Annotated in this window: 23 protein-coding genes; 10 read left to right on the top strand and 13 right to left on the bottom strand. The window is 67.5% G+C overall.

The annotated features are described in order from the left end of the window. Positions 1-153 precede the first annotated feature (153 nt). Positions 154-816, bottom strand: a complete 663-nt coding sequence (locus RBB46_RS22560; RefSeq protein WP_306031322.1) for a helix-turn-helix transcriptional regulator — start codon at positions 814-816, stop codon at positions 154-156. A gap of 303 nt (positions 817-1119) precedes the next feature. Here RBB46_RS22560 and RBB46_RS22555 point away from each other — a divergent pair, with 303 nt between their 5' ends. The 3 genes from RBB46_RS22555 to arsC are packed head-to-tail and all read left to right on the top strand — an operon-like array spanning position 1120 to position 2938. After that, positions 1120-1461: a DUF952 domain-containing protein gene (locus RBB46_RS22555; protein ID WP_306031321.1), complete on the top strand. Its 342-nt coding sequence runs from the start codon at positions 1120-1122 to the stop codon at positions 1459-1461. Then, entirely contained in the window at positions 1461-2576 is a 1116-nt protein-coding gene (locus RBB46_RS22550; protein WP_306031320.1) for a quinone-dependent dihydroorotate dehydrogenase, read from the top strand. The genes RBB46_RS22555 and RBB46_RS22550 overlap by 1 nt, the downstream gene beginning before the upstream one ends. Further along, positions 2573-2938 (top strand): arsenate reductase (glutaredoxin), encoded by a 366-nt coding sequence (arsC, locus tag RBB46_RS22545; RefSeq protein WP_306031319.1) that lies wholly within the window; start codon positions 2573-2575, stop codon positions 2936-2938. The genes RBB46_RS22550 and arsC overlap by 4 nt, the downstream gene beginning before the upstream one ends. A 6-nt stretch (positions 2939-2944) precedes the next feature. Here arsC and RBB46_RS22540 read toward each other — a convergent pair whose 3' ends face one another. The 4 genes from RBB46_RS22540 to betI all read right to left on the bottom strand — a co-directional run bounded on the left by RBB46_RS22540 (position 2945) and on the right by betI (position 7564). Then, positions 2945-3607 (bottom strand): hypothetical protein, encoded by a 663-nt coding sequence (locus tag RBB46_RS22540; RefSeq protein ID WP_306031318.1) that lies wholly within the window; start codon positions 3605-3607, stop codon positions 2945-2947. Between the two features lie 155 nt (positions 3608-3762). Continuing rightward, positions 3763-5226 carry a betaine-aldehyde dehydrogenase gene (gene betB, locus RBB46_RS22535; protein WP_306031317.1) on the bottom strand — a complete coding sequence of 488 codons (1464 nt, stop codon included), beginning with the start codon at positions 5224-5226 and terminating at the stop codon, positions 3763-3765. 76 nt (positions 5227-5302) lie between these two features. Next, positions 5303-6958 (bottom strand): choline dehydrogenase, encoded by a 1656-nt coding sequence (betA, locus tag RBB46_RS22530; RefSeq protein ID WP_306031316.1) that lies wholly within the window; start codon positions 6956-6958, stop codon positions 5303-5305. 27 nt (positions 6959-6985) lie between these two features. Further along, positions 6986-7564, bottom strand: coding sequence for a transcriptional regulator BetI (gene betI, locus RBB46_RS22525; protein WP_306031315.1), 579 nt, complete (start codon positions 7562-7564; stop codon positions 6986-6988). A 704-nt stretch (positions 7565-8268) separates the two neighbouring features. Between betI and RBB46_RS22520 the strand changes: the two genes are divergently transcribed. The 3 genes from RBB46_RS22520 to choV all read left to right on the top strand — a co-directional run bounded on the left by RBB46_RS22520 (position 8269) and on the right by choV (position 11262). Continuing rightward, complete coding sequence (locus RBB46_RS22520) at positions 8269-9216, top strand: choline ABC transporter substrate-binding protein (RefSeq protein WP_306031314.1); 948 nt, start codon at positions 8269-8271, stop codon at positions 9214-9216. A gap of 163 nt (positions 9217-9379) precedes the next feature. Beyond that, on the top strand, positions 9380-10231 hold the full coding sequence (choW, locus tag RBB46_RS22515) for a choline ABC transporter permease subunit (RefSeq protein WP_306031324.1): 852 nt from the start codon (positions 9380-9382) through the stop codon (positions 10229-10231). After that, entirely contained in the window at positions 10228-11262 is a 1035-nt protein-coding gene (gene choV / locus RBB46_RS22510) for a choline ABC transporter ATP-binding protein (RefSeq protein WP_306031313.1), read from the top strand. Before choW ends, choV begins: the two co-directional genes overlap by 4 nt. 24 nt (positions 11263-11286) lie before the next feature. Here choV and RBB46_RS22505 read toward each other — a convergent pair whose 3' ends face one another. Together RBB46_RS22505 and RBB46_RS22500 are read right to left on the bottom strand one after the other, a co-directional pair. Then, a complete protein-coding gene (locus RBB46_RS22505; protein WP_306031312.1) occupies positions 11287-12633 on the bottom strand; it encodes an MATE family efflux transporter in 1347 nt (448 codons plus the stop codon). A 92-nt stretch (positions 12634-12725) separates the two neighbouring features. After that, positions 12726-13634, bottom strand: a complete 909-nt coding sequence (locus tag RBB46_RS22500; protein WP_306031311.1) for a LysR family transcriptional regulator — start codon at positions 13632-13634, stop codon at positions 12726-12728. Positions 13635-13673: 39 nt separating this feature from the next. On the opposite strand from RBB46_RS22500, the gene RBB46_RS22495 reads away from it, so the two are divergent. Next, a complete protein-coding gene (locus tag RBB46_RS22495) occupies positions 13674-14117 on the top strand; it encodes a VOC family protein (protein WP_306031310.1) in 444 nt (147 codons plus the stop codon). A 3-nt stretch (positions 14118-14120) separates the two neighbouring features. Beyond that, positions 14121-14849, top strand: a complete 729-nt coding sequence (locus RBB46_RS22490) for a glutathione S-transferase family protein (RefSeq protein WP_306031308.1) — start codon at positions 14121-14123, stop codon at positions 14847-14849. Positions 14850-14955: 106 nt separating this feature from the next. On the opposite strand, the gene RBB46_RS22485 is transcribed toward RBB46_RS22490, so the two are convergent. Further along, positions 14956-15351, bottom strand: coding sequence for a VOC family protein (locus tag RBB46_RS22485; protein WP_306031306.1), 396 nt, complete (start codon positions 15349-15351; stop codon positions 14956-14958). A 672-nt stretch (positions 15352-16023) separates the two neighbouring features. Then, positions 16024-16920: a class A beta-lactamase gene (gene bla, locus RBB46_RS22480; RefSeq protein ID WP_306031305.1), complete on the bottom strand. Its 897-nt coding sequence runs from the start codon at positions 16918-16920 to the stop codon at positions 16024-16026. 172 nt (positions 16921-17092) lie between these two features. Between bla and RBB46_RS22475 the strand changes: the two genes are divergently transcribed. Continuing rightward, positions 17093-17974 carry a LysR family transcriptional regulator gene (locus tag RBB46_RS22475; protein WP_306031304.1) on the top strand — a complete coding sequence of 294 codons (882 nt, stop codon included), beginning with the start codon at positions 17093-17095 and terminating at the stop codon, positions 17972-17974. Here the strand turns inward: RBB46_RS22475 and RBB46_RS22470 are convergent. Genes RBB46_RS22470 through RBB46_RS22455 form a run of 4 tightly spaced genes read right to left on the bottom strand, consistent with a single transcriptional unit; the run spans position 17965 to position 22826 of the window. Further along, positions 17965-19299 (bottom strand): cyclopropane-fatty-acyl-phospholipid synthase family protein, encoded by a 1335-nt coding sequence (locus RBB46_RS22470; protein ID WP_306031303.1) that lies wholly within the window; start codon positions 19297-19299, stop codon positions 17965-17967. The two genes, RBB46_RS22475 and RBB46_RS22470, sit on opposite strands and share 10 nt — an antisense overlap. Before the next feature lie 40 nt (positions 19300-19339). Then, positions 19340-19951, bottom strand: a complete 612-nt coding sequence (locus RBB46_RS22465; RefSeq protein ID WP_306031301.1) for a DUF1254 domain-containing protein — start codon at positions 19949-19951, stop codon at positions 19340-19342. After that, a complete protein-coding gene (locus tag RBB46_RS22460; protein ID WP_306031300.1) occupies positions 19948-20673 on the bottom strand; it encodes a DUF1214 domain-containing protein in 726 nt (241 codons plus the stop codon). The genes RBB46_RS22465 and RBB46_RS22460 overlap by 4 nt, the downstream gene beginning before the upstream one ends. Positions 20674-20699: 26 nt before the next feature. After that, a complete protein-coding gene (locus tag RBB46_RS22455; protein WP_306031323.1) occupies positions 20700-22826 on the bottom strand; it encodes a transglycosylase domain-containing protein in 2127 nt (708 codons plus the stop codon). 333 nt (positions 22827-23159) lie between these two features. Here RBB46_RS22455 and RBB46_RS22450 point away from each other — a divergent pair, with 333 nt between their 5' ends. Then, positions 23160-23690, top strand: a complete 531-nt coding sequence (locus tag RBB46_RS22450; protein WP_306031299.1) for a YcgN family cysteine cluster protein — start codon at positions 23160-23162, stop codon at positions 23688-23690. Positions 23691-24268 lie beyond the last annotated feature (578 nt).

Genomic DNA, 24268 nt, shown 5'->3' with positions numbered 1-24268 from the left:
GTCCTTCCGGTAAAGGGGGAGCGGGGACGTCCGCCACCACCTTGTTTTCCGGCGGCGGGTCGCCGCTCACATAGGCCTTGCCGGCGAACCACAGCAACCCGCCGGCGGCGACGGCGACGAGGAGGCCGGTGATCTTGTCGGTGAGCGCCATTGCTACTGGCTCGCCCAGATGATCCGTGCCATCCAGGCGATCTCCGACACGCCGAGCCGTTCCGGCGCGGCGCCGTCGATCAACGGGGCGAGTTCCACCCGCGAGCGTGTGCGCCGCTCGAAGATCCGGGCCAGCACGGGGCCGGAGACGAGCCGCAGGATCACCCGGTCACCACGGTCGATCGGGCGGCGCGGCGAAATCACGACGACATCGCCCTGCCGGTAAAGCGGCAGCATCGTGTCGCCCTCCACCCGCAGCGCCGTGTCGGCCTCCGGCGCCTCGGGCAGCAGCCCCGTGTCGACCGGGCGCGCGGCCTCCGGCGCCAGCGCGTCCATCGCCCCGTCATGGAAGAAGCCGCCCGCCTCGGCCTGCGACAGGCCGAGCGGGGGCAGGGTCGGCGGGATCGCAAAGCGCATGACATCGGCGCGCGTGGAGCGCTCGTCGATCAGGGCGACGAAGTCGGCAAGTTCGGAGCGGGTGGCGCCGAGGATCTTGGCGATCGATTCCATCGATGGCCAGCGGGGCCGGCCATCGGCGGCGGTGCGCTTGGAGGGGTTGAAGGTGGTCGGGTCAAGACCCGCCCGCCGGGCCAGCCCCGAAGGGGTCAGGCCGTTCCTGCGGGCAAGGCGGTCGATCGCCGACCAGACGCTCTCGTGCGACAGCATGGCGTGGCTCCAGCACCCGGCCGGGTCGCCGGCCGGGCTTTCGTGCGGCCGCCTTGTGCGGCCCGGCCTTCGGGCTTTCGTCCGCCGGGCGTGGGGGGCGGACTGCCGAGGGATATTCCCGTTACGGGTATATATTCCTAAAGGCACCCGAGTGCCAGTCCGCCGGTCCCCGCGCGGGGGCTTGTCCCCGTCTTGTCCCCCGTCTTGTTCCCGCCGTCCGCGGCAACGCGCACCCTTGTCTCGCCTGCCCCCAGCCTGTAATCCGGCATCATCAAGGACACGCAAGCCGGCCGGGGGCGCTGCATGACGCTGATCTACAAGATTTCTCCGCAAGCAGCCTGGGCGGAGGCCGAGCTTGCCGGGCGCTTCACCGGCGCGCCCGTCGATCTGGCTGACGGATTTATCCACTTCTCGGCCGCCGACCAACTGCGCGAGACGGCGGCGAAGCATTTCGCCGGCCAGGCCGACCTTGTCCTCGTTGCCGTCGAGGCGGAGGCGCTGGGTGAGGCGCTGAAATGGGAGCCCTCGCGCGGCGGCGCCCTGTTCCCGCATCTTTACGGCGAGTTGCCCGCCTCTGCCGCCGTCTGGGTGCGACCGCTGCCGCTCGGACCCGACGGCGCGCATGTGTTTCCGGAGGGGCTTTGATGGTTTCTTCCGTGCTGGATGCGCTCGCCCGCAAGGCGCTCTTTTCCATCGACGCGGAAACGGCCCATGGCATGACGGTGAGGGCGCTGGCGAGCGGCCTGATGCCATCCTGCCGGGTGAAGGCCGACAATCGCCTTGCCGTGAACTTCGGCGACCTGACCTTTCCCAACCCGCTCGGCATGGCCGCCGGCTTCGACAAGAACGGCGAGGTGCCCGACGCGCTCCTGAAGCTCGGCTTCGGCTTTTCCGAGGTCGGCACGGTGACGCCGCGCCCGCAGGAGGGCAATCCGAGGCCGCGCGTCTTCCGCCTTGTCGCGGATCGCGGCGTCGTCAACCGGCTCGGCTTCAACAACGAGGGCCACGCGGCCCTGCGCGCCCGGCTCGAGGCGCGCCGCCATCGCGGCGGCGTCGTCGGCGTCAATGTCGGGGCGAACAAGGACACTGACGACCGCATCGCCGACTATGTCGACGGGATCAACGCCTTTGCCGATCTCGCCTCGTATTTCGCCGTCAACATCTCCTCGCCCAACACGCCGGGCCTGCGCGACCTGCAGGCGCGCGCCGCGCTGCACGAGTTGCTGTCGCGGGTGATGGAGGCGCGCGAGGCCGCCGCCGCCCGCCACGGACGCCCGGTGCCGGTGCTGTTGAAGATTGCGCCCGACATCGACCAGGAGGGCCTCGACGACATTGCCACCGAGGTTCTGGGTTGCGGCATTGACGGTCTGATCGTCTCCAACACGACGCTGGCGCGCGAGGGCCTGAAGGACAGGGCGGGCGCCGCGCAGGCGGGCGGGCTGTCGGGCCGGCCGCTGTTCCGCCTGTCAACCATCGCGCTGGCGCGCATGCGCCTTCGGGTCGGGCCGCGTCTGCCGATCATCGGCGTTGGCGGCATCGACAGCGGCGAGAGCGCCTGGACCAAGATCACCGCCGGCGCCAACCTGGTGCAGCTCTACACCGGGCTCGTCTACGAGGGCCCCGGCCTTGTCGGGCGCATCCTCAACCATCTCGGCCTGTCGCTCGACCGGCACGGGCTGGCAAGCCTCGACCAGGCGGTCGGGCGCAATGCCGAAGCCTGGGCCAATATCGACGCCAACGGCGAGGAACTCCCGGTATGAGCGCGGCGGAGGACGTCGTCATCTGGCACAACCCGCGCTGCTCCAAGTCGCGGCGGACGCTGGAACTGATCCGGGAGGCGGGCATCGAGCCGGTGGTGCGGCTTTATCTCAAGGACGCACCCGTCCCGGCCGAGATCCGCGCCGCGCTGGCCGGCCTCGGCTTCGACGACCCGCGCGCCCTGATGCGCGCCTGCGAGCCGGTCTATCGCGAGGGCGGGCTTGCCGATATCAGCGATGCGGACGCGCTTGTCGCGGCGATGGTGGCCGATCCGGTGCTGATCGAGCGTCCGCTCGTCATGCGCGGCAGCCGCGCCGCCATCGGCCGTCCGCCCGAGGCGGTGCTTGCCCTCCTGAAGGGGTGAGCGGGTTCACGGTCTGTCGCGCAGCAGCGCGGTAATCCGTTCGATACGGTCGAGCCAGGTCGCTGCCGCTGGGTTGCGCCAAGCGATCATCTGGCGAAGACGCGTGTAATCGGCCGGCAGGTCGCGAGCGAAGATCGGTTCGTGATGTGCAATCCGGTTCCGGAACTTGCGGATTGCCTGGAGATCCGCGAACGCCTGCTCGCGCGCCTTTGCTACCGGTATCGCATGTGGGGCGCCGGGAAATGCCGTATGGAAGTGGGGATGCCAGAGGCGAGCATCCTGCCCCCGTGTGAAGAGCTTTTCCCAGAAAGCGAACTTGAGTTCGGCGACGACCCTGCCGACGGTGATCGCCCGACCTGCCACCCTGCGCAGGTCGTCCTGCGGATCGTACTGCCAGAGTGCTTTGGGCCGTGGCAGGCTGCGTGCGAAGCCGCTCGACCATGGCCAGTCGGGACCGTGTACGGCTTCGAGTGCATGTGCCACGCCATTGCGCACGCCGATCTCGCAAATCTGCAAGGGGACGAGAAAGGCGGCGGAGATTTCCAGGTTCCACTGGTAGAGAGCGAGTGCGGGCGCAGGCCGATTGCCGCAAACCCGAAGATAGGTGGCAAACCGGGGTGCCGAAATCACGTCCGGCAGGCACCTTATCTCGTCTGCTGAAAACGGCACGGACCCTCATGCGGGCTGGTCAAAACTTGACTTTCAAATACATGCAACCATATTGAATCATGTTACGGCTTTGAGACTCGCGGGCGCAAGCCCCCCCTCATCGCCAACAGAAGTTGCAAGGCCCACCTCTCGAGGTGGGCCTTCGCGTTTTCGCCTCAATAGGCGCTTTCGACGTCGCCCATTTCCACATAGACCGACTTGACCTGGCTGTAGTGGTCGATGGCCGCATGGCCGTTCTCGCGGCCGATGCCGGACTTCTTGTATCCGCCGAAGGGCATCTCGATCGGTGTCAGGTTGTAGGTGTTGATCCAGCAGGTGCCCGCGTGCAGGCCGGCAACCATCCGGTGGGCGCGGGCGATGTCGCGGGTGAAGACGCCGGCGGCGAGGCCGAACTCGGTCGCGTTGGCGCGCGCCAGCGCTTCCTCCTCGGTGTCGAAGTCGAGCACGCACATGACGGGGCCGAAGATCTCCTCGCGGGCGATGGTCATGTGGTCGGCGACATCGGCAAAGACCGTCGGCTCCACGAACAGCCCGTCGGGCAGGCCCTGGACGGTGGCCCGGATGCCGCCGCAGACAAGCCGTGCGCCCTCCCGCTTGCCGGTCTCCACATAGGCCATCACCTTGTCGAACTGGCCTTGCGAGACCAGCGGTCCCGTATCGACGCTCTCGTCCATCGGATCGCCGAGCCGGGCCCTGGCGGTGCGCTCCGCCAGCCGCTCCAGAAAGGCGTCCTTCAACCCCTTCTGCACGAAGACGCGCGTGCCGTTGGAGCAGATCTGGCCGCTCGAATAGAAATTGGCGTTGATCGCCGCCGACACGGCGTTGTCGAGATGGGCGTCGTCGAAGACGATCAGCGGCGACTTGCCGCCAAGCTCCAGCGTCACGTGCTTCAAGGTCTTTGCCGCCATCTCGGCGACTTTCGTTCCGGTCGGCACGGACCCGGTCAGCGACACCTTGGCGACATCAGGATGGGAGACGAGATGCGCGCCGGTCTCGCCAAAGCCCTGCACCACGTTGAAGACGCCGTCGGGAAGTCCGGCTTCGGTAAGGATCTCGGCAAGCTTCAGCGCCGAAAGCGGCGTCATTTCAGAGGGTTTGAAGATCACCGCATTGCCGCAGGCAAGCGCGGGAGCCGCCTTCCAGCAGGCAATCTGGATCGGGTAGTTCCACGCCCCGATCGCCGCAACGACGCCCAGCGGTTCGCGCCTTGTATAGGCGAAGGACCCGCCCAGATCGATGTGCTCGCCGGTCAGCGTCGCGGTCAGCCCGCCGAAATATTCAAGGCAATCGGCGCCGGAGGCGGCGTCCGCCACCAGCGTCTCCTGCAGGGGCTTGCCGGTGTCGAGCGTTTCCAGCTCGGAAAGCTCCCGGTTGCGCTGGCGCAGGATCTCGGCCGCGCGCCGCAAAACCCGCCCGCGCTCGGCGGCGGGCGTCGCGGCCCAGACGCGAAAGCCGCTGCGCGCGGCGGCCACGGCCGCGTTGACCGTCTCCGCGCCCGCCGCGTGCAGCCGGGCGATCACCTCGCCGGTCGCCGGATAGCGGTTCTCGAACGGCCGTCCGTGCGGGTCTTCCTGATAGCTGCCGTTGATGAAATGCGAAGCGGGGGGCTGGGCACGCATGAACTCTCTCCTGGCGGACACGAACGAATGACTGTGGCGGGCAAGTGTGATGACCGTGTGAGGCAAGTCTACGGCGTCAGCGCTGTTCTGTCCGCCAGTTCGGATGGATCCACGGCTCCTTGTTGGAACGCGGCAGCGGTTCTCGGCCCATGATGTGGTCGGCGATCTTCTCGCCCGCCATGATCGAGGGCGCGTTGAGATTGCCGTTGGTGATCTGAGGGAAGATCGAGCTGTCGGCGACGCGCAACCCCTCCACCCCGATCACCCTACCTTGCGGATCGACGACGGCGTGCGGATCGTTCGCCGCCCCCATCCGGCAGGTGCCGCAGGGGTGGTAGGCGCTTTCCGCATGCTCGCGGATGAAGGCGTCGAGCTCGGCATCGGACTGGACGGCCTCGCCCGGCTGGATCTCGCGGCCGCGATAGGGGGCGAAGGCCTCCTGGCCGAAGATTTCGCGCGTCAGGCGGATCGCGGTGCGGAACTCGTCCCAGTCGTCTGGATGCGACATGTAGTTGAAGAGGATCGAGGGCGGCGCGTCCGGATCGGGCGAGGTCAGCGCCACCCGGCCGCGCGACTTCGAGCGCATCGGTCCAACATGGGCCTGAAAGCCGTGGCCCTCGGCCGCCGCCTTGCCGTCGTAGCGCACGGCGAAGGGCAGGAAGTGATACTGGATGTCGGGATACTCGATGCCGGCGCGCGAGCGGATGAAGGCGCAGGTCTCGAAATGGTTGGAGGCGCCGAGCCCGGTGCCGGTGAACAGCCACTGCGCCCCGATCAAGGCCTTGGAGACCAGGTTCCAGTGCTTGTAGAGGGTGATCGGCTGGGTGCAGGCCTGCTGGATGTAGAGCTCCAGATGGTCCTGCAGGTTGGCGCCGACGCCCGGCCGGTCGGCGACAACCGGAATGCCGAGGGCAGCGAGAGCGGCAGCCTCGCCGATGCCCGACAGCATGAGGATCTTCGGCGAGTTGATCGACGAGGCGGCAAGGATCACCTCGGCCGACGCGTCCGCCGTCTCGACGCGCCCGCCCCGCCGGTATTCGACGCCGGTGGCGCGCGTGCCCTCGAACAGCACGCGGGTGACGGCGACGCCGGTCAGCAGGCGGACATTGGGGCGCTTCAGAGCGGGCTTCAGATAGGCGTTGGCGGTCGACCAGCGGCGTCCGCGCCACACGGTCATCTCCATGTCGGCGAAGCCTTCCTGCTTCAGCCCGTTATAGTCCGCCGTCGTCTCGTAGCCGGCCTGCCGCCCCGCCTCGATGAAGGCGTCGTAGAGCGGGCTCCACTTGTTGCCGCGCGTCACATGCATCGGCCCGGACGTGCCGCGCACGCCGTCCTCGCCGCCGTGGCTCGTCTCCATCCGCTCGAAATAGGGGGCGACATCGGCATGGGACCACCCTTGCGCGCCCATCTCTTCCCAGGTGTCGAAGTCACGGGCATGGCCGCGCACATAGACCATGCCGTTGATCGAGGAGGAGCCGCCGACAACCCGGCCGCGCGGCGTCGCCAGCCGCCGTCCGCCAAGATGCGGCTCCGGCTCGCTTTCAAAGCCCCAGTCGTAGCGGGACATGTTCATCGGATAGCTGAGCGCCGCCGGCATCTGGATGAAGGGGCCGATATCGGTGCCGCCGGCTTCCAGCACCAGCACCTTGTTGGCCGGATCCTCCGACAGCCGATAGGCGAGGGCCGCGCCCGCCGATCCGGCGCCGATGACGATATGCGTCGCGTCCTGCATGGCGTTGTCCATTGCTTCGGGCCGCCGTCAGCCGGCCAGTTGGCGTTCGACATAGTCCTCCACCCGGCGCATGGCGCTGCGCGGCTGGGGAGGACCGTCGGCGAAGATGTGCTGCAGCCACAATCCGTCGATCATCGCGGCCGTGCCTTCGGCCGCCTGGCGGGGGCGCTCGCCCTCGAGCAGCGCGGCGAAGGCATGGGCAAGGTTCGACACGAGGCGGCGGTGATAGACCCTGAGCAGCCGCCGCGTTTCCGGCTCTGTGCGCGCCTGCAGGTAGAAGGCGAGCCAGGCCGAGATCAGCGCCGGCTGGAACTGGGTCGGAGCGAAGCTTGCCGCGATCATCGCCGAGATGCGCTCGCGCGGCCCGGCCGCCCTGGCCATGCGTTCGCGGGTCTCGCGCGACAGGTCGGTGAGCAGCGCCCGCATCGTCGCGTTCAAAAGGCCGGCCTTGGAACCGAAATAGTGATGCGCCAGCCCGCCCGAAACGCCGGCGCGGCGGGCGATCTCCGCCATGGTCGCATCGCCGAAGCCGCGTGCGTGGATCGTCTCCACGGTCGCGTCGATCAGCGCCTTGCGGCGGTCTGCTTCCATTCCGATGCGCGGCATGGCGGTTTCCCGTTCCGGCGGTGGCGTCCGTGGCGCCGCCTTCCCGTGACGGCTCCATCTGACGACGGACACGTGGTGCGGCAGCGACGGATTCGATGCGGGCCGTGAGCGACCGTCCCGACGGACCGGGATGGTTTGCGCGGCTGTCCCGTGTCCCTTGTCCCCTGCGGGAGGGCATCCGGGTCCGTGCATCCGCTGCGACGCCACTGTTGCCCGGGTTCCCGGCAGTAATGCAGGAATAATTTTGATTGGCTGTTCAATCAATGAAAAAACGGAAAAAAAGCGGGGAATTGCACATTCCGGCCAAAAATGTTTTGATGCACGGCGAAACGGGCAGGGAGGCCCGCCTGAACTTATTCCGAAGATGAACTTCGTCCAGGGATGAGGTTCATCCAGCGATGTCCGCCGTGCTGCCTCTTCGTGGCGCCGGTCGACAGTGTCGCTGTAAATCCGGGGGCCGCCGCCGCGCGGGCCCGATCCCGGGGATATCCCGGTGCCTGATGCAGGCATCCGAGACCCTGGCGCTGCCTCCCGCTTCCGCCCGTGCCGTTCCGGCGCCCGCTTGCCGCGGGTCGCCAACCCTTCGCATGCCGCCGGCGCGCAAGCCTGGCGATTGCCGAAAACCGGGCAGGCGCAAGCCGCCCGCAGCAAACCCGGGGATGTCGCGTCTTGCCGCGTCCCCGCGATCAGGAGGACGAGACCCAATGAAGACTTTTGCCCTGCGCCTCGGCGCCGCAGCCCTGGCGCTTGGACTGGCCGCCCCGACTGCCCTTGCCGCCGACCCGGCATCCTGCAAGGCCGTGCGCTTTTCCGATGTCGGCTGGACGGACATCACCGCCACGACGGCGGTCGCCTCGGTGCTGCTCGATTCGCTCGGCTACGAGAGCGAGGTGAAGATCCTCTCTGTCCCGGTGACCTATGCTTCGCTGAAGAACAAGGACATCGACGTCTTCCTCGGCAACTGGATGCCGACCATGGAAGCCGACATCAAGGCCTATCGCGAGGACGGGTCGGTCGAGACCGTGCGCACCAACCTGGAAGGCGCCAAATACACGCTGGCGGTGCCCAAATACACGTTCGACAAGGGCCTGAAGACCTTCGCCGACATCGGCAAGTTCAAGGACGACCTCGACGGCAAGATCTACGGCATCGAGGCCGGCAATGACGGCAACCGGCTGATCATCGACATGATCGAGAAGGACATGTTCGGCCTGAAGGGCTTCGACATCGTCGAGAGCTCGGAAGCGGGCATGCTGTCGCAGGTGACGCGCGCCGCCGGTCGCCAGCAGGATGTTGTCTTCCTCGGCTGGGAGCCGCATCCGATGAACGCCAATATCGAGATGGCCTATCTCGACGGCGGCGATGACGTGTTCGGTCCCAACTTCGGCGGCGCCACCGTGCACACCAACGTGCGCGCGGGCTACACGAGCGAGTGCCCGAATGTCGGCAAGTTCCTGGAGAACCTCGAGTTCTCGCTGGCGATGGAAAACGAGATCATGGGTGCGATCCTCAATGACGGCACCGAGCCGAACAAGGCCGCGCAGGCCTGGCTGAAGGGCAACCCGTCCGTGCTCGATGCCTGGCTCGACGGCGTCACCACGATGGATGGCGGCGATGCGATGGCCGCCGCCCGCGGCGCGCTCGGCCTTTGACGAACCGCTGAGACATTCGCAAGGAGGGTGGGCGCCGGCAACGTGCCCGCCCTCGGGCCGCACGGGGTCTCCCGGCGCGGCCGGCCTTGCAGGCAGGATGGTCTTTCAAGGCTGACGATTTTCCGGAAACCGGACTGAAACGGCGGGGCGACGCGTGGACTGGCTGACCGACTGGCTGACTGACAACAAGCTGCCGATAGGACCCTGGGCGAAAGCCGTGGTCGACTGGCTCACCAACAATGCCTACTGGGTGTTCGACGGCATTTCCGCCGTGCTCGACGCGCTGATCGCCAGCATTTTGTGGCTGCTCCAGGCCCCGGGCCCGCTGACCGCCGTGGTCATCGCCACCGCCCTTGCCTGGGTGGTGCGACGCAAGCTCTCCTTCGCGGGGTTCGTCGCCGCAAGCCTGCTTCTCATCATCAACCAGGGGTACTGGGAAGAGACGACCGAGACCCTTTCGCTGGTCATCGCCGCCGCCACCGTGTGCATGCTGATCGGCGTGCCGCTCGGCGTCGCCGCCGCCCACCGGCCGAGGCTCTACGCCGCGATGCGTCCCGTTCTCGACCTGATGCAGACGATCCCGACCTTCGTCTATCTCATTCCCGCGCTGATCCTGTTCGGCCTCGGCATGGTGCCCGGCCTGATCGCCACGGTGATCTTCGCCATTCCCGCGCCGATCCGCCTGACCCAGCTCGGCGTGTCCTCCACCCCCCGCCAACTGATCGAGGCGGGCGAGGCCTTCGGCGCGACCAAGTCGCAGCTGCTGTGGAAGGTCGAACTGCCCTATGCGCTGCCGCAGATCATGGCCGGTCTCACCCAGACGATCATGCTGTCGCTGTCGATGGTGGTGATCGCCGCGCTTGTCGGCGCCGACGGCCTCGGCGTGCCGACGCTGCGTGCCCTCAACACAGTCAACATCGCCCGCGGCTTCGAGGTCGGCATCGCCATCGTGCTGGTCGCCATCGTGCTCGACCGCTTCTTCCGCAAGGACGAGAACGGAGGCAAGACGCAATGAGTGCCCCGATCGTCACGTTCAAGGATGTGGACATCGTCTTCGGCGAGCGCCCCGAAAGTGCGTTGCCGCTGGTCGATGCCGGCCGCACCCGCGCCGAAATCCAGGAGGAGACCGGCCAGATCCTCGGCGTCGCCGGCGCCAGCCTCGACATCGAGGAGGGCGAGCTGATCGTGTTGATGGGGCTGTCCGGCTCCGGCAAGTCGACGCTGCTGCGCGCCGTCAACGGGCTCAACCGCATCACCCGGGGCGAGGTCCTGGTGCGCGACGGCGAGACCATGGTCAACCCGACGAGCTGTTCGCCCGAGGAGTTGCGGGCGCTGCGCCGCGGCCGCATCGCCATGGTGTTCCAGAACTTCGCGCTGCTGCCCTGGCGCACGGTGCGCGAGAATGTCGGCTTCGGGCTGGAATTGGCCGGCATGCCGGTGCGCGAGCGGCGCGAGAAGGTCGATGCCCAGCTCGACCTCGTCAGCCTCGGCCAGTGGGGCGACAAATACGTGCACGAGCTCTCCGGCGGCATGCAGCAGCGCGTCGGGCTGGCCCGCGCCTTCGCCACCGACGCGCCGATCCTTTTGATGGACGAGCCGTTCTCGGCGCTGGATCCGCTCATTCGCGGCCATCTGCAGGACGAGCTCCTGGCGCTGCAGGACAAGCTCAACAAGACCATCATCTTCGTCAGCCACGATCTCGACGAGGCGGCCAAGATCGGCTCGCGCATCGCCATCATGGAGGGTGGCCGGGTCATCCAGGTCGGCACGCCGCAGCAGATCGTGCGCAAGCCGGCCAACGACTATGTCAGCGAGTTCGTCGCCCACATGAACCCGCTCGGCGTGTTGCGCGCCCGCGACATCATGCGGCCGGTGGAGGAGGGGGCGCCGCCCGCCCTCGATGCCTGCCCGCGCTGCGCGCCGAAGACGCCGGTGCGCGAGGTGATCGCCTTGAAGCGCGGCGTGGCGGAGCCGGTTCTCGTATGCGATGGCGAGACGCCGATCGGCCTTGTCGGCGAGGCGGAGATCCTCGACTGCCTCAGGTAGCCGGAAGCCGTTGCCCCGAAGGCATCAGGCGGGCTGGGCGGGGAAGGTTTCCTGCGCCCGCCGGCCGGTGATCGCCAGGAGCGAGAAGCCGCGCGCGGCGAGGAAGACCGTGAAGGCGAGCCACAGCCCGTGATTGCCCATCGCCGGGAAGGCGAGGTGGTAGGCGGCAAGGAACAACACCAGCGACACCAGCATCATGTTGCGCATGTCGCGCGACCATGTGGCGCCGATGAAGACCCCGTCCATCTGGAAGGCGAGCACGCCGAAGAGCGGCGTCGCCGCCGCCCAGGGCAGGTAGAGGATGGCGACGGCCCGCACGTCCTCCGCCGTCGTCATGGCGTGGATCAGGCTCGGCCCGGCGGTCAGCAGCACCAGCGCCACCAGCCCTGCAAGCAGGTATCCCCAGATGAGGCTGAGCTTCAGCGACCGGTCGAAGGCGGGGCGGTAGCGCGCGCCGACCGCCTTGCCTGCGAGCTGTTCGGCGGCGGTCGCAAGCCCGTCGAGGAAGAAGCTCGCCACCATGAAGAACTTTTCCAGCACCGCATTGGCGGCAAGCACCGTGTCGCCTTGCGCGGCCGAGCGCGAGACGAAGAAGGCGAAGGCCAGGATCAGCGCGAAGGAGCGGATCAGGATATCGCCATTGAGCGCCATCATCCGCTTGAACCGGGCCTTGTCGAGAATGAGCGCGCGCGTGGGCCAGGGCTTGCCCTTCAGCGCGCGCGCCGCGAGCATTGCCCCGGCAAGGGCGGTCAGCGCCTCGGACAGGACGGTGGCGGCGGCAACGCCCGCAACGCCCCATTCGAAATGCAGTACGAAGAGGATGGAGAGCGCGATGTTGACGCCGTTGAGCCCCGTTTGCAGGCCGAGCGCGGTCATCGCCTGTCCGCGCCCGATGAACCAGCCGAGAAAGGCGTAGTTCGCCAGCGCCAGCGGCGCCGACAGGGTGCGCACCGCGAAATAGATGGCTGTCGCCGCCTGTACTTCCGTGCTGCCGCCCATCAGCCACAGCCCGGCGGTGAGGAACGGCTGCTGCAGCACGATGACGGCAAGTCCGAGCGCCAGCGCCAGCAGCACCGCGCGGAACAGCACGGCGCGTTCCTCCTCGCCCTCGCCGGCCCCGACCGCCTGCGCGGTCAGCCCGGTGGTGCCGGAGCGCAGGAAGTTGAAGCTGGTGAAGACGAGATCGAACAGCACGCCGCCAAGCGCGATGCCGCCGAGCAGGGCCGCATCGCCGAGCTGGCCGATCACCGCCGTGTCGACGAGGCCGAGCAGCGGCGTCGACAGATAGGCGAGCGTCATCGGCACGGCGATGGCAAGCACGCTGCGGCTGGTCACGTCGAACGGGCGCACGGCGCCTTGCTGGCTCGTCATAGGGCGTGGCTCTGGACAGGGTGTTTCGGGTGGTCCGCTGCGGACGGGCGGGAGGAGATGAAGACGGGCACGATTGCCTTACTGCACCATGATCATGCTTTGCCGGTACGGCGTTTATGTGCCGTCACGCCATTCCAACGGGGATCGCGATTGAAGGCATTTGCGAGGAATCCCATGAGCAGCGATATTCTGCGCACGCTGCGCAAGTCGGGATGGGTGAGAATCCAGAGCGTGTTCACAGTCGCCGCAGGATACGTGAAACATCGCTTCAAATCCGGCCGTTGTAAATCGTCAGGCAGCAGGGCGACGCCGCAACCTTCCGCCGCCAGGCACGCCATCGTGGTGAGGTCGTCGCATTTGATCGCGGTCAAGGGCTGCGTCCGACCGAGGGCTGTACGAAAAGCCGGATGGCGCAGCAGCTGCCCCGCAGGCGCGATCAATCTGTGCCCTGCCAGGTCGTCCGCTCCATTCAGCGGCGGCGCGGATTTCAGGTAGGACGGGGCGGCGTAGACTGCCCAGTCGATGCTGAGAACGCGCCGGCCCCAAAGATGATCCGGTGGGCTTTGGGCGATCCGCAACGCGATGTCCGCGCTCCGGTCCGACATGTTCATCTCCTGGTTGGAAACCAGGAGCTCCACCTGGATATTCGGATGTGCGTCACAGAAATCCGCCAGATAGTGCGGCAGCACGGCGTCGGCAAAGCTGCGCGGCGCGGTAAGGCGGACAATCCCTTCGGCGCTTCCATCCCGGCCGGAAACGCGCCGATCGATCGCCTCAAAAGACTGAGCGATGCCGAGACCGATCTCACGCATTTCGTCGCCGGCGTCCGTCGGCACATAGCGGCCTTTGACGCGTTCGAACAGACGCGTTCCCGTTTGCTCTTCCAGCGCGGAGATGTGCCGGAAGACCGTCGCATGGCTCAGCCCGGTGCGCTTGGCGGCCTGTACCTGGGAGCCCGTCTCGCAGACCGCGAGAAACACCTTGATAAGGTTCCAATCCAAACTGCGTTCATTTCATTTTTGAAAGATACTCTTGCAAACATGTCTATTTCTGCAGAATTTGCAATGAAATACGATCTCCTCGTCTCAAGAATCCCAACGACGGAGTTCGAAATGATTGGGTACACATCGCTCGGCACGGCCGATCTGGTCCGCTCGGAGCGCTTCTACGATGCTCTCCTGGCGGAGTTCGGCGCGAAGCAGATCATGCACATGGACGATTTCATCGTCTGGGCGAGCGAAAATGGCGGTCCGGCGTTTTCAGTTCACATCCCCGAAAACGGAAAGGCCTACTCGGTCGGCAACGGCGTCATGATCGCGCTTGCTGCAGCCGATCAGGCACAGGTCGACCGTGTGCACGCAAAGGCGCTGGAACTGGGCGGCACGGACGAGGGCAAGCCGGGGCTTCGTGCAGAGGGTTTTTATGCCGCGTATTTCCGCGACCCGCACGGCAACAAGCTCAATATCCATTGCATGACTGGCTAAGCGATGTCGGTGCCCTACAAGATTGTCGGGCACCGGCTGTGCCCTTACGTGCAACGGGTCGTCATCGTGATGCGGGAAAAAGGCCTCGCCTTTGAGCGGACCGATATCGACCTGGACAACAAACCTTTCTGGCTGCAGGACATTTCACCGGGCCGTCAGGTTCCGGTCTTTCGGATCGGGCCTGATGACTGGTTGTTCGAATCGGGCGCCATCGCGCGCTATCTGGACCGGGTTTCAGGCGGCGGCCTGATGCCGGACGATCCCTTGGCGCAAGCCCGCCACGAAGCCTGGATGGGCTATGCGGACGGCCTGCTGAGTATCGTCGCCCGCATCATCTATCGTGACGCCGACGCGTCGGCTCTCTCGGCCTCGATGACTGAACTGGCGGAACGGCTGAAGACAATCGACGAGCGTTTTCGGCCGAGACCATATTTCGCCGGTGAGGCGTTCGGGCTTGTCGATGCGGTGTTCGCCACGTTGTTTCGGTACTTTCCCGTGCTCGACGCTGCGTCGGATGCCAAGTTGGAGGCCGGGCTTCCTGGCGCGCTCGCGGACTGGTGGACGGTCGTCCGGCGACGTGCGTCGGTGACGGATGCTGTTCCCCGCACATATGAAGCTGAACTCATCCGGTTTATCGCAGGAAAGGAAAGCCATGCCGGTCAGGTCCTGGCGCAACTCAATGCGAGGCGGCAAGAAGGCCGGCGAGAGCAAACAGCGTGGCTTCGGCGGTGAACGGACTTGCCCGGCCTTGTACCGAGATGGCGGGCAGGAGGGGACGGGTGCCTGCCGTAGCTGTCGGGAGTTCTCGCGCCAACCGGGGGAGCCGATGAATCCCCGGTCAAGCCAAGGATGAGAGCCTTGCCGGCGGCTCACTCCTCCCCGAATGTTCCAGGATGTTGAGCAGGCGGCCGTTCGGGTCGCGCAGGAACAGGCGGCGCACGCCCCAGGGCTCAAGGGCCGGCCCGTATTCGGGAACGAGGCCGGCGCGTTCGATGCGGGCAATGACCTCGTCGAGGTCGTCCACCTCGATGGAAAGATCCGGCACCGGCGTGCCCGAGCCCCCTTCGGTGGCGATGCCGATCTGCGGCCGCGCCGGGCTGTGAGCCGTGGCGGCCAGGGTGACGAACCAGCCGTGGTCCATCACCGGCTCGAGGTCGAGAATGTCCCGGTAGAAGGCCTGTGAGGGGCCGGTATCGGCGACGGCGATATTGGCGACGATGCGCCTGACGGTCATGGCACGGTTCCTGTTCTGCACTTCGGGTCGGAGACCATCGTGTAGCCTCGCACGCCCGCCATGCATTGAAGAAATGTCCGATGACGGGCGGGATTGCAGAAGCCCGCGTCTTCGTTCTGCCGCGACCGGTGGAAGCCATCGCACTTGCCGGGTTGCCAACGGATCTCCGCCCGGGGGTGGGGATGACACCCGAGTGGGGGCAAGGGGCGGCGTGTTGCCGGTCGCGCTGAAGGAGCGCGCAGGACGGGATGCGCCGCGCGCCTGCACATCACGTGAAGCGCCAGATGATACCGCCGCTTCACCCTCTCGCGTTCTGTCAGTTCTCGGCGCCACCCCGCCTTCAGGCGGTCACCCCCGGCTTGACCGGGGGCCTATTCGTTCCCAGAGCGGGAGCGGGGGCATCGCGGCGGTGGCGTGAGGGTCAGCCGCCCGGTCCCTGCCGCGACCGGTGGAAGCCATCGCACTTGCCGGGGTTGCCAATGGATCCCCGCTCGGGGGCGGGGATGACGCCTGAGTGGGTTGCGAGCGTCCGGATGCCGCCCGGCCCTCGGGCGGTCACCCCCGGCTTGACCGGGGGGCCATTCGTTTGCAGAGCGGGGGCGGGGGCATCGCGGGGGCCGCGTGACGGTCCGGCCGCACGGTCTCTGACGCGACCGGCCCCGCCCGCGCGCCTCAGATGGACGCGGCGATGCGGGCGATCTCCGCCATGGCCGCGTTGCGGGCCTCGGGCTTTGCGTCCGGCATCTCGCAATAGGCCGTGACGATCAGTGCGCTGCGCCCGCTCGGCCAGGCGACACCGATGTCGTTGGCGCCGCCGATATTGTTGGTGCCGGTCTTGTCGCCGACGAGCCAGTCGGCGGGAAACCCGGCCCGCAGCCGCGTGTCGCCCGTCTGGTTGGTGATCAGCCAGGCGGTGAGCCGGTCGCGCGAGCGGCGCGACAGCGCGTCGCCGAACAGCAGCTTGCGCATCGTGGCTGCAATTGCCGCCGGCGTGGTCGTGTCGCGCAGGTCGTCCGGACCGTCATGCATGTTGAGCGTGGGTTCGGTGCGGTCGTGGCGGGTGATGCCGTCGCCGAGCGAGCGGACGAAGCCGGTCAGCGCCGCCGGTCCGCCGAAACTCGCCAGCAGCAGGTTGGCGGCGGTGTTGTCGGAGAGCGTCATGGTTGCCTCGCACAGCTCCGCGACCGTCAGGCCGGGACCGCCGGCATGCCCTTCCGTGCGCGGCGACCAAGACACGAGGTCGCGTTTGGTGAAGGGAATGCGGCGGTCGAGGCGTTCTTCCTCCCGGTCGGCCCGGGCAAGGACGAAGGCGGCAAGCAGGAACTTGAACGTGCTGAGCATCAGGAAGCGCTCGTCCGCCCGGTGGCCGAAGGTCTGACCGCTGGCCATGTCGTGGATGGCGATGCCGAGGCGCCCGCCGGTCTTGCGCTCAAGCGCGGCAAGCCGTCCCTCGACATCCGCCTTGCCGGCGGAACCGGCGAACGCGGGCGAGCTGTTCAGCGTGGCGGTGACCGCCGGGGCAAGCAGCAGCGAGCCGGCAAGTGCCTGCCGGCGTGACAAGTTCAGCATGATCCATGTCTCCGTATGGGTGCGGTTCCGCCCGGCATCCGCCGGTCACGAAAACCATTGCGTCGGTTTCCCCAACCCTCGGACGCGACTATGCGGATGCATTAAGCCCTCGCCAAACGATCAATTCTCGGCATAGACATGAGAAAATATTGGCCTTGGGAAGGAGCCCGGTATGGATGTTTCGCAATTGCCGCTCAACGCGCTGCGCGCCTTCGAGGCCTCCGCCCGGCTCGGCAGCTTCACCCGCGCGGGGCTGGAACTCAGGGTGACGCAGACGGCGATCAGCCACCAGGTGAAGGCGCTGGAGGAGAGCCTCGGCCTGACCCTGTTCAAACGCCTGCCGCGCGGCCTTGCCCTGACCGACGAGGCGCATGCCCTGCTGCCGGTCCTCACCGACGCGTTCCGCCGCATGAGCGCGACGCTCAGCCAGTTCGAGCAGGGCAACTTCCGCGAGATCCTGACGATCGGCGTCGTCGGCACCTTCGCCATCGGCTGGCTGCTGCCGCGTCTCAACGCCTTCCGCGCGCGCCACCCGCATGTCGACCTGCGCCTGAAGACCAACAACAACCGTGCCGACATGCTGCTCGACGGGCTCGACGTCTTCATCCGCTTCGGCGATGGCGCCTGGCACGCGACCGAGGCGGTCCGCCTGATGGAGGCGCCTTTCGCGCCCGTGTGCTCCGCTCCTGTCGCCGCCCGGCTCACCCGCCCGCAGGATCTGGCGGGCGAGGAACTGCTGCGCTCCTATCGCCAGGACGAGTGGGCCGTATGGTTTCGCGCCGCCGGCATGGAGCCGCTGCCGGCGCGCGGTTTCATGTTCGATTCCTCCCGCGCGCTGGTCGAGACGGCGGCGCGCGGCGACGGCATCGCCCTGGTGCCCGTTGCCATGTTCGCCAGGGAGATCGGCGAGGGGCGCGTGGCCAGGCCTTTCGACATCGAGGTGTCGATCGGGGCCTACTGGCTGACCTGGCTGAAATCGCGCGAGGAAACGCCGGCCATGCGCGCCTTCCGGCTCTGGATCCTGGAGGAGGCGGGCGGCACGCCTCAGCGGTAGAGGTCGGCGCGGGTGAGCGGAATGGCGGGCAGGCCCTTGGCCGACTTGCCGCACAGCACCTGGTAAATGCGCGCCGAGCCGCGATGGAAGGTGAGGGCGCAGCCGCCCAGATACGCGACCCACAGCCGGTAGAGTTCCGGCCCGGCAAGCGCCTCGGCTTCCGTGCGGCGCGCCGTCAGCCGCTCGCACCACACCCGCGTGGTGCGCTCGTAGTGCTGGCGCCAGTTCTCCACGTCCTGCACCTCGAAGCCGGCCCGCTCCATCTCCGCGACGGTGTGGCCGATATCGTCGAGTTCGCCGCCGGGGAAGATGTATTTCTGCAGCGCCCGCTGCTCGGGACGGGTGATCAGTCGCCGCCGCCGCTTCTTGGAGCGCCGCGAGATCGCGTGGTTGAGGAACAACCCGCCCTCGGCGAGCAGGCCCTGCACCTTGCCGAAATAGGCGGGGATGTTGTCGAGCCCGATATGCTCGTACATGCCGACCGAGACGATCTTGTCGAACCGGCCGTCGAGATCCCGGTAGTCCTTCAGCTCGAAGGTGACCTGGTCGGAAATGCCGAGGCGCTCGGCCTTGGCCCGGGCGAAGGCGAGTTGCTCCTCCGACAGGGTGACGCCGTGGCCGCGCACTCCGTGATGACGCACTGCATGGCAGAGCAGTCCGCCCCAGCCGCAGCCGATGTCGAGCAGCGTCTCGCCCGGCTTCAGGCGCAGCCGCCGGCAGGTCATTTCCAGCTTGGCGGTCTGTGCGTCTTCCAGCGAGGCCTCTTCGGAGGGGAAATAGGCGCAGGAATACTGCATCTCCGGGTCGAGGAAGAGGTCGTAGAAGTCGTTGCCGACATCGTAGTGGAAGCCGATGAAGCGCTTGTTGTCGGCCGCTCCCTTGCGGGTTCGCCCGTCGGATGCCCCGCCGAAGCCGCGGGTCTCGTCGGGGGAGATGGCGGGCGCGGTGAGGAGCGGCAGGGCCGCCCGTGCCAGCGCCAGCTTGCCGACCTTGCGCATCCGCCGCCGCGCGGCGCGGTCGGTGGCGAAGGGCATGCCGATATCGATGATGGTGCCGCCGGAAATGTCGATATGGCCGTGCGCGTAGTGGCGGATCAACCGGTCGAGCGAGGGGCGGCGCAGCAGAGAGGGCAGCACGCCGGGCGCATTGATCTCCAGCATCAGGCCGGGCACCACGTTGCCGCCGAGCGGTTCCACGGAACCGTCCCACAGGCGCAGCGAGAAATGCGCGTCCAGATGCGGCCGCAAAACGGCAATCGCCTTGCGGGTGGCGCGCAGGACGCGGTCGTCAGGTGCCTGGCTCGGTGTTTCGCCGCTGGCTGTCATGGGTCTCGCTTTTCGTTTGCGTGGGAGCCGGAAGCCCGGATCATTGCTGCGCGAGAACCGTGCAGCGGGCCTCGGCAAGGGCTGCCTCGACGATGTCGCGGCGCAGGGGCTCGCCGTCGAAGGCGCGCAGCAGCGCATAGCCCATGGTCTCGTCGGTCTCGATGACGATCAGGTCCTCAAGCCCTTCCGGCGGGTTCTCGCGCAGCACGCTGAGCTGCTCGGTGGTGATCACCAGCACATCGAGCCGGCCACCGCTGCCCGAGGTGCGGTCGTTGAGGCTGTAGATCGCCTGGCCGCGCGCGTTGAAAAGAGCGAAGGACCAGAAGGGCGGAGGCAGCGCCGCCTCGATCTTCAGCGGTCCCCGGCCAAGATCGAAGCGGCAGGCGGCATGCAGCATCGTCGGGTCGAGCATCGGCAGCGGCTCGGCCCCGGGCACGACATCCGGCAGCCGGTTGAAGACGCCGTCCGGCCCGAAGGCGCTGATGCGCGCATAGGCCGTCTGGGGCACATGCGCGGGCACGCCGAGCACCGTGACGACGTGAATGATGCCGCCGAGGAAAAGCCCGGCGAGGAGGATCATCGCGGCGCGAACGGGCAGGGTGCCGTCGAGAACCTCCCGCCAGAAGCCGCGATCGGAGGTGCGGGCGCTCACCGGCAGTCCCCCCGGAAGATCGAGGGCATCGGCACGTTGGCAACGCCCGTGCCGGTGGTCAGCGGCGTGTCGTAGAGGCGCAGCGCGAAGACGAGACCGGCGGCATCGGCGGCCGTGGGCAACCAGTTGCCCGGCCGCGCCCGGGCGGCGGCGGTGACGGTGAACTCGCCGTCGGGACGGCGCAACAGGTGACGGCTGTCGAGACCGGCGCGCGGGCCCTGCGTCGCCACCAGCCGCAACCCGGCATCGAGCGGCACCAGCGTCCACAGCCGGGCCGGGGCAGCCTGGCCGGCGATCACATAGTCGCAGGCCGGCGACAGGAGGGCGCCGGAGGAATCGGTGCGCGCCAGGAAGACGAGACCCTCGCCATCGGCCAGCGGCACGCGGCCGGTGCGCGCGTGGGTGGCGGCGGAATAGGGATCTGCCTCGCGGGTGCCCTGGCTTGGCCGTGCTTCCCAGACGCCGAGATTGAGCGTGCCGAAGGCGGGGCCGCGCTCGACCGCGAAATAGGCGCTGAGGAAGCCGACGGAGACGGCGATGGCCAGCACGAGGGCGAGGTTGAGCGCGAATGTCCGCCGCCGGGGACGCAGGATGGCGGGCAGGCGGTCGGGCATCTGCCCGTCGGCCTCCGGGTTGACCGGGAGCGAGGCGCGACGGCGGGAGCCGCGCATGCCGGAACCGCGAAGACGGCCGCTCGCCCGGCCGGGCAGGGAGGCAGGCATCGTCACTGGTGTCGTCACCGGTATCGTCACTGGGCGACCGGCTCCCCGCTGGCGGAGGACGGCGCCTCGACCCGTTTGCCGATGACGTCCAGCCGGGCGCCGATCTCTTCCAGCACGGCGATGGACTGCTCGCGCAGCAGCCTTGGCCGGTCGGCGCCGATGCCGGCAACCGGCACCTCGTCGGGCGCGCGCGGCGGCCGGTCGACGCCGGGCAGCGGCCGCAACTCGATGCCCTTGTGCGCATATTCCATGATTGCCTGCCAGGTCATCGCCGGGATGCTGCCGCCGGTCATCCGCGCGGTGGAGGTGAAGTCGTCATTGCCGAACCAGACGGCGGCGGCATAGTTGCCGGTGTAGCCGACGAACCAGCCGTCGCGATAGGCCTGCGTGGTGCCCGTCTTGCCGGCGGCGGTGACGCCCTCGACGCGGGCGCGCCGGCCGGTGCCGTTCTCCACCACATTGACCAGCACCTCGTTCATCTCGCCGGCCTTTTCCTCCGGGAAGAGGCGTTCGGGCGGGGTGCGGCTGATGGCATGCTCGTAGATCGCCTCGCCGGCGGAGTTGCGCACCTCCAGGATCGCGGTCGGCGTCACCTTGAGCCCGCCGCTGGCAAAGCTCGCATAGGAGGCGGCCATGTCGATCACCGTCACCTCGGCCACGCCAAGCGGCAGCGGCCGGGTGATCAGCAGCTCGGTGGTGATGCCCATCGCATGGGCGTAGGCGACGATCTTGTCGCGGCCGATCGCCTGGGCAAGGCGCACGGGGATGGTGTTGATCGACTTGGTCAGCGCGGTCTTCAGCGTCACCGGCCCGGCATAGCCGCGCGAATAGTTGCGCGGGCTCCAGCCGCCGATGGAGATCGGCGCATCGGGCACCACCGAGGCCGGCGAGTAGCCGTTCATGAAGGCGGTGATGTAGACGAAGGGCTTGAACGAGGAACCCGGCTGGCGGATGGCGGTGACGGCGCGGTTGAACTGGCTCTCGCCGTAGTCCTTGCCGCCGACCATGGCGCGCACGGCGCCCGTCTCCGGCACGACGACGACGACGGCGCCTTCCTCCACGTGGTAGCGCGGCCCGTGCTGGCGCAGGTTGTCGAGCACGGCGCGCTCGGCCTGCCGCTGCAGGCCGGGGTCGAGCGAGGTGCGCACCGTGACGATGCGGTCATTGGCAAGCTCGGGCCGGGTGCGCGCCAGTTCCTTCACCTGCTCGAAGGCGTAGTCGAGGAAATGGTCGGGCGAGCGGTCCTTGCTGCGGTCGATGGCCACAGCCGGATTGCGCCTTGCGCCGATCACCTGGCCTTCGGTCATGAACCCGGCCTGGACCATGTTGGTCAGCACCTCGTTGGCGCGCGCGCGCGCCGCCGGCAGGTTGATATGGGGGGCGTATTTGCTCGGCGCCTTGAACAGGCCGGCCAGCATCGCCGCCTCGGCAAGGCTGAGCTCGCGCACGTTCTTGCCGAAATAGAACTCGGACGCGGCCGCGACGCCGAACGTGCCGCCGCCCATGTAGGCGCGATCGAGATAGAGCTTGAGGATCTCGCGCTTGGACAGGTTCATCTCCAGCCACAGCGCCAGGAAGGCCTCGTTGATCTTGCGCTCCAGGGTGCGCTCGTTCGACAGGAACAGGTTCTTGGCCAGCTGCTGGGTGATCGAGGAGCCGCCCTGCACGACGGTGCGCGCGCGCACGTTTTCCATCATGGCGCGGAACGTGCCCATCACGTCGATGCCGAAATGGTAGAAGAAGCGCCGGTCCTCTGTCGCCAGCGCCGCCTTGATCAGGTGGTCGGGGATCTCCTCCAGCGGCACCGTGTCGTTGAGCAGGATGCCGCGCTTGCCGATCTCGTTGCCGAAGCGGTCGAGGAAGGTGACGGAAAAGTCCTCGGTGGTGCGCCAGTCGGCCCGCTCCGTCTGCTGGAAGGCATCCTGGGCGAGCGTCAAGAGCACGATCAGGCCGAGCAGGCCGAAGGTGACCCCGTCGGAGGCAAGCTCCGCCGCGACCCGGCCGGCGCCCCGCGCCCGAAAGCGCCTGAGCCAGGCCGAGTAGCCCTCGACGCCGGAGCGCAGCGAGGAGAACAGCCGCCAGATGGCGGTGTCGACCCATGCATCGGCCGACAGCAGCCCGGCGCGTACCCGCGTGCCCAGTGGCCGCCGCATGCCCGGCGCGGGACCGCCGCCGGCGGGATTTTCGCCTGCCTGCCTGCCTGCCCCGCCGCCGGCATGAGCGCCTGGCTGCCTGTCCGGATCGCCGGATCGCTGGTTCACCTTGACCGTCCGTTCTGTTATGGCCGTAACTGTCGGCGCCGGAATGTCCCGCGCAACGGGCAGCGCCGGCCGGTCGGCCGGATGACGTGCCGGAAAATACTTGCGGACATTCGCACGCGCGCCGCCGCGCCCGCAAGGCCGGGAGCGCCTTGACGGGCGCCCCTTTTTACTCCCGATCCGTCGGGCCTTTCAACAAGTGACAGCACAGCGCCCCGGGAAAGAGCGATGGACCCTGAGATGATCGACAAGGCAGCGGGCGGCGCGCATGAGGACGCCGAGGCGCCGTTCTGGAAGCGCAAGGGGCTGAACGGGCTCACCGACGGCGAGTGGGAATCGCTGTGCGACGGCTGCGGCCGCTGCTGCCTCAACAAGCTGGAGGACTGGGACACGGGCGAGATCGCCTGGACCTCGCTCGCCTGCACCCTGTTCGATGCCGGCACCTGTCGCTGCGGCGACTACGAGAACCGGCTGGAAAAGGTGCCCGACTGCCTGCCGCTGACGCCGGAGACCGTGCCGGACCTGACCTGGCTGCCGCCAACCTGCGGTTATCGCCTGGTGGGCGAGGGACGCGACCTCTACTGGTGGCACCCGCTCGTCTCCGGCGATCCGGACACGGTGCACGCCGCCGGCATCTCGGCGCGCGGCAAAACCTTCCCCGAGGACGGCGTTCCGCTGGAGGACTACGAGAATTTCCTCGTCGACTGGCCGGGCGAGAACCCGATGGAGGAGAAGGCGCGGATGGGGTTCATTGAGTGAGGGCGGCGGAATGTCAGCCTTGGAAGCAATGCCGAGAGTTTCCAGAATCGTGGTTTGCTTGACGTGACCCGATTGGCTCGCATTCTTCATGCTCTTTCTGTCGGTTTGGTCTCCGTCTCGATCGTCGGGGCCGCATCGGCCACTTCCTGTTTCGCGATCCTGCTTCTGGTAATTGTGCTATTTTTTTATTATCGATGTATTTCGACTCTCTTGCGCTTTGTGCCGCGAATTTTTGTCTGATGGTTATCTGGTGTGTCTCGGTTGTTTTGTCTCTTACGGGGCATTTTTGGCAGGGATGGCTATTTTCGGCTGTCTTCGTGCTTTTGCCGGCGTGTCTGTCGACGCTCGGCTTGTTTGTGCTCTTGAGAGCGATGGAAAGGAAATCGGACGCCTCCCGATGAACGCCGGCTGGTGCTTTGCGCGGTGCCATTTGCGTGGGGGAGAGCTATGAGGTCGCAACACCCTCAAGCCGTCACCCCGGGCAAGGCGAAGCCGCGACCCGGGGCCCATTCGTTCCCAGAGCGAGTGGGATGAGGCTGAGGCGGTTGCGCTGCGGGCCTGCCGCAACGGCCGAGCGT

Source organism: Stappia sp. MMSF_3263, from assembly GCF_030733745.1.
Taxonomy (GTDB): domain Bacteria; phylum Pseudomonadota; class Alphaproteobacteria; order Rhizobiales; family Stappiaceae; genus Stappia.
Note: the sequence above shows the minus strand (reverse complement) of the source record. Positions and strands in the feature narration are given on the sequence as shown.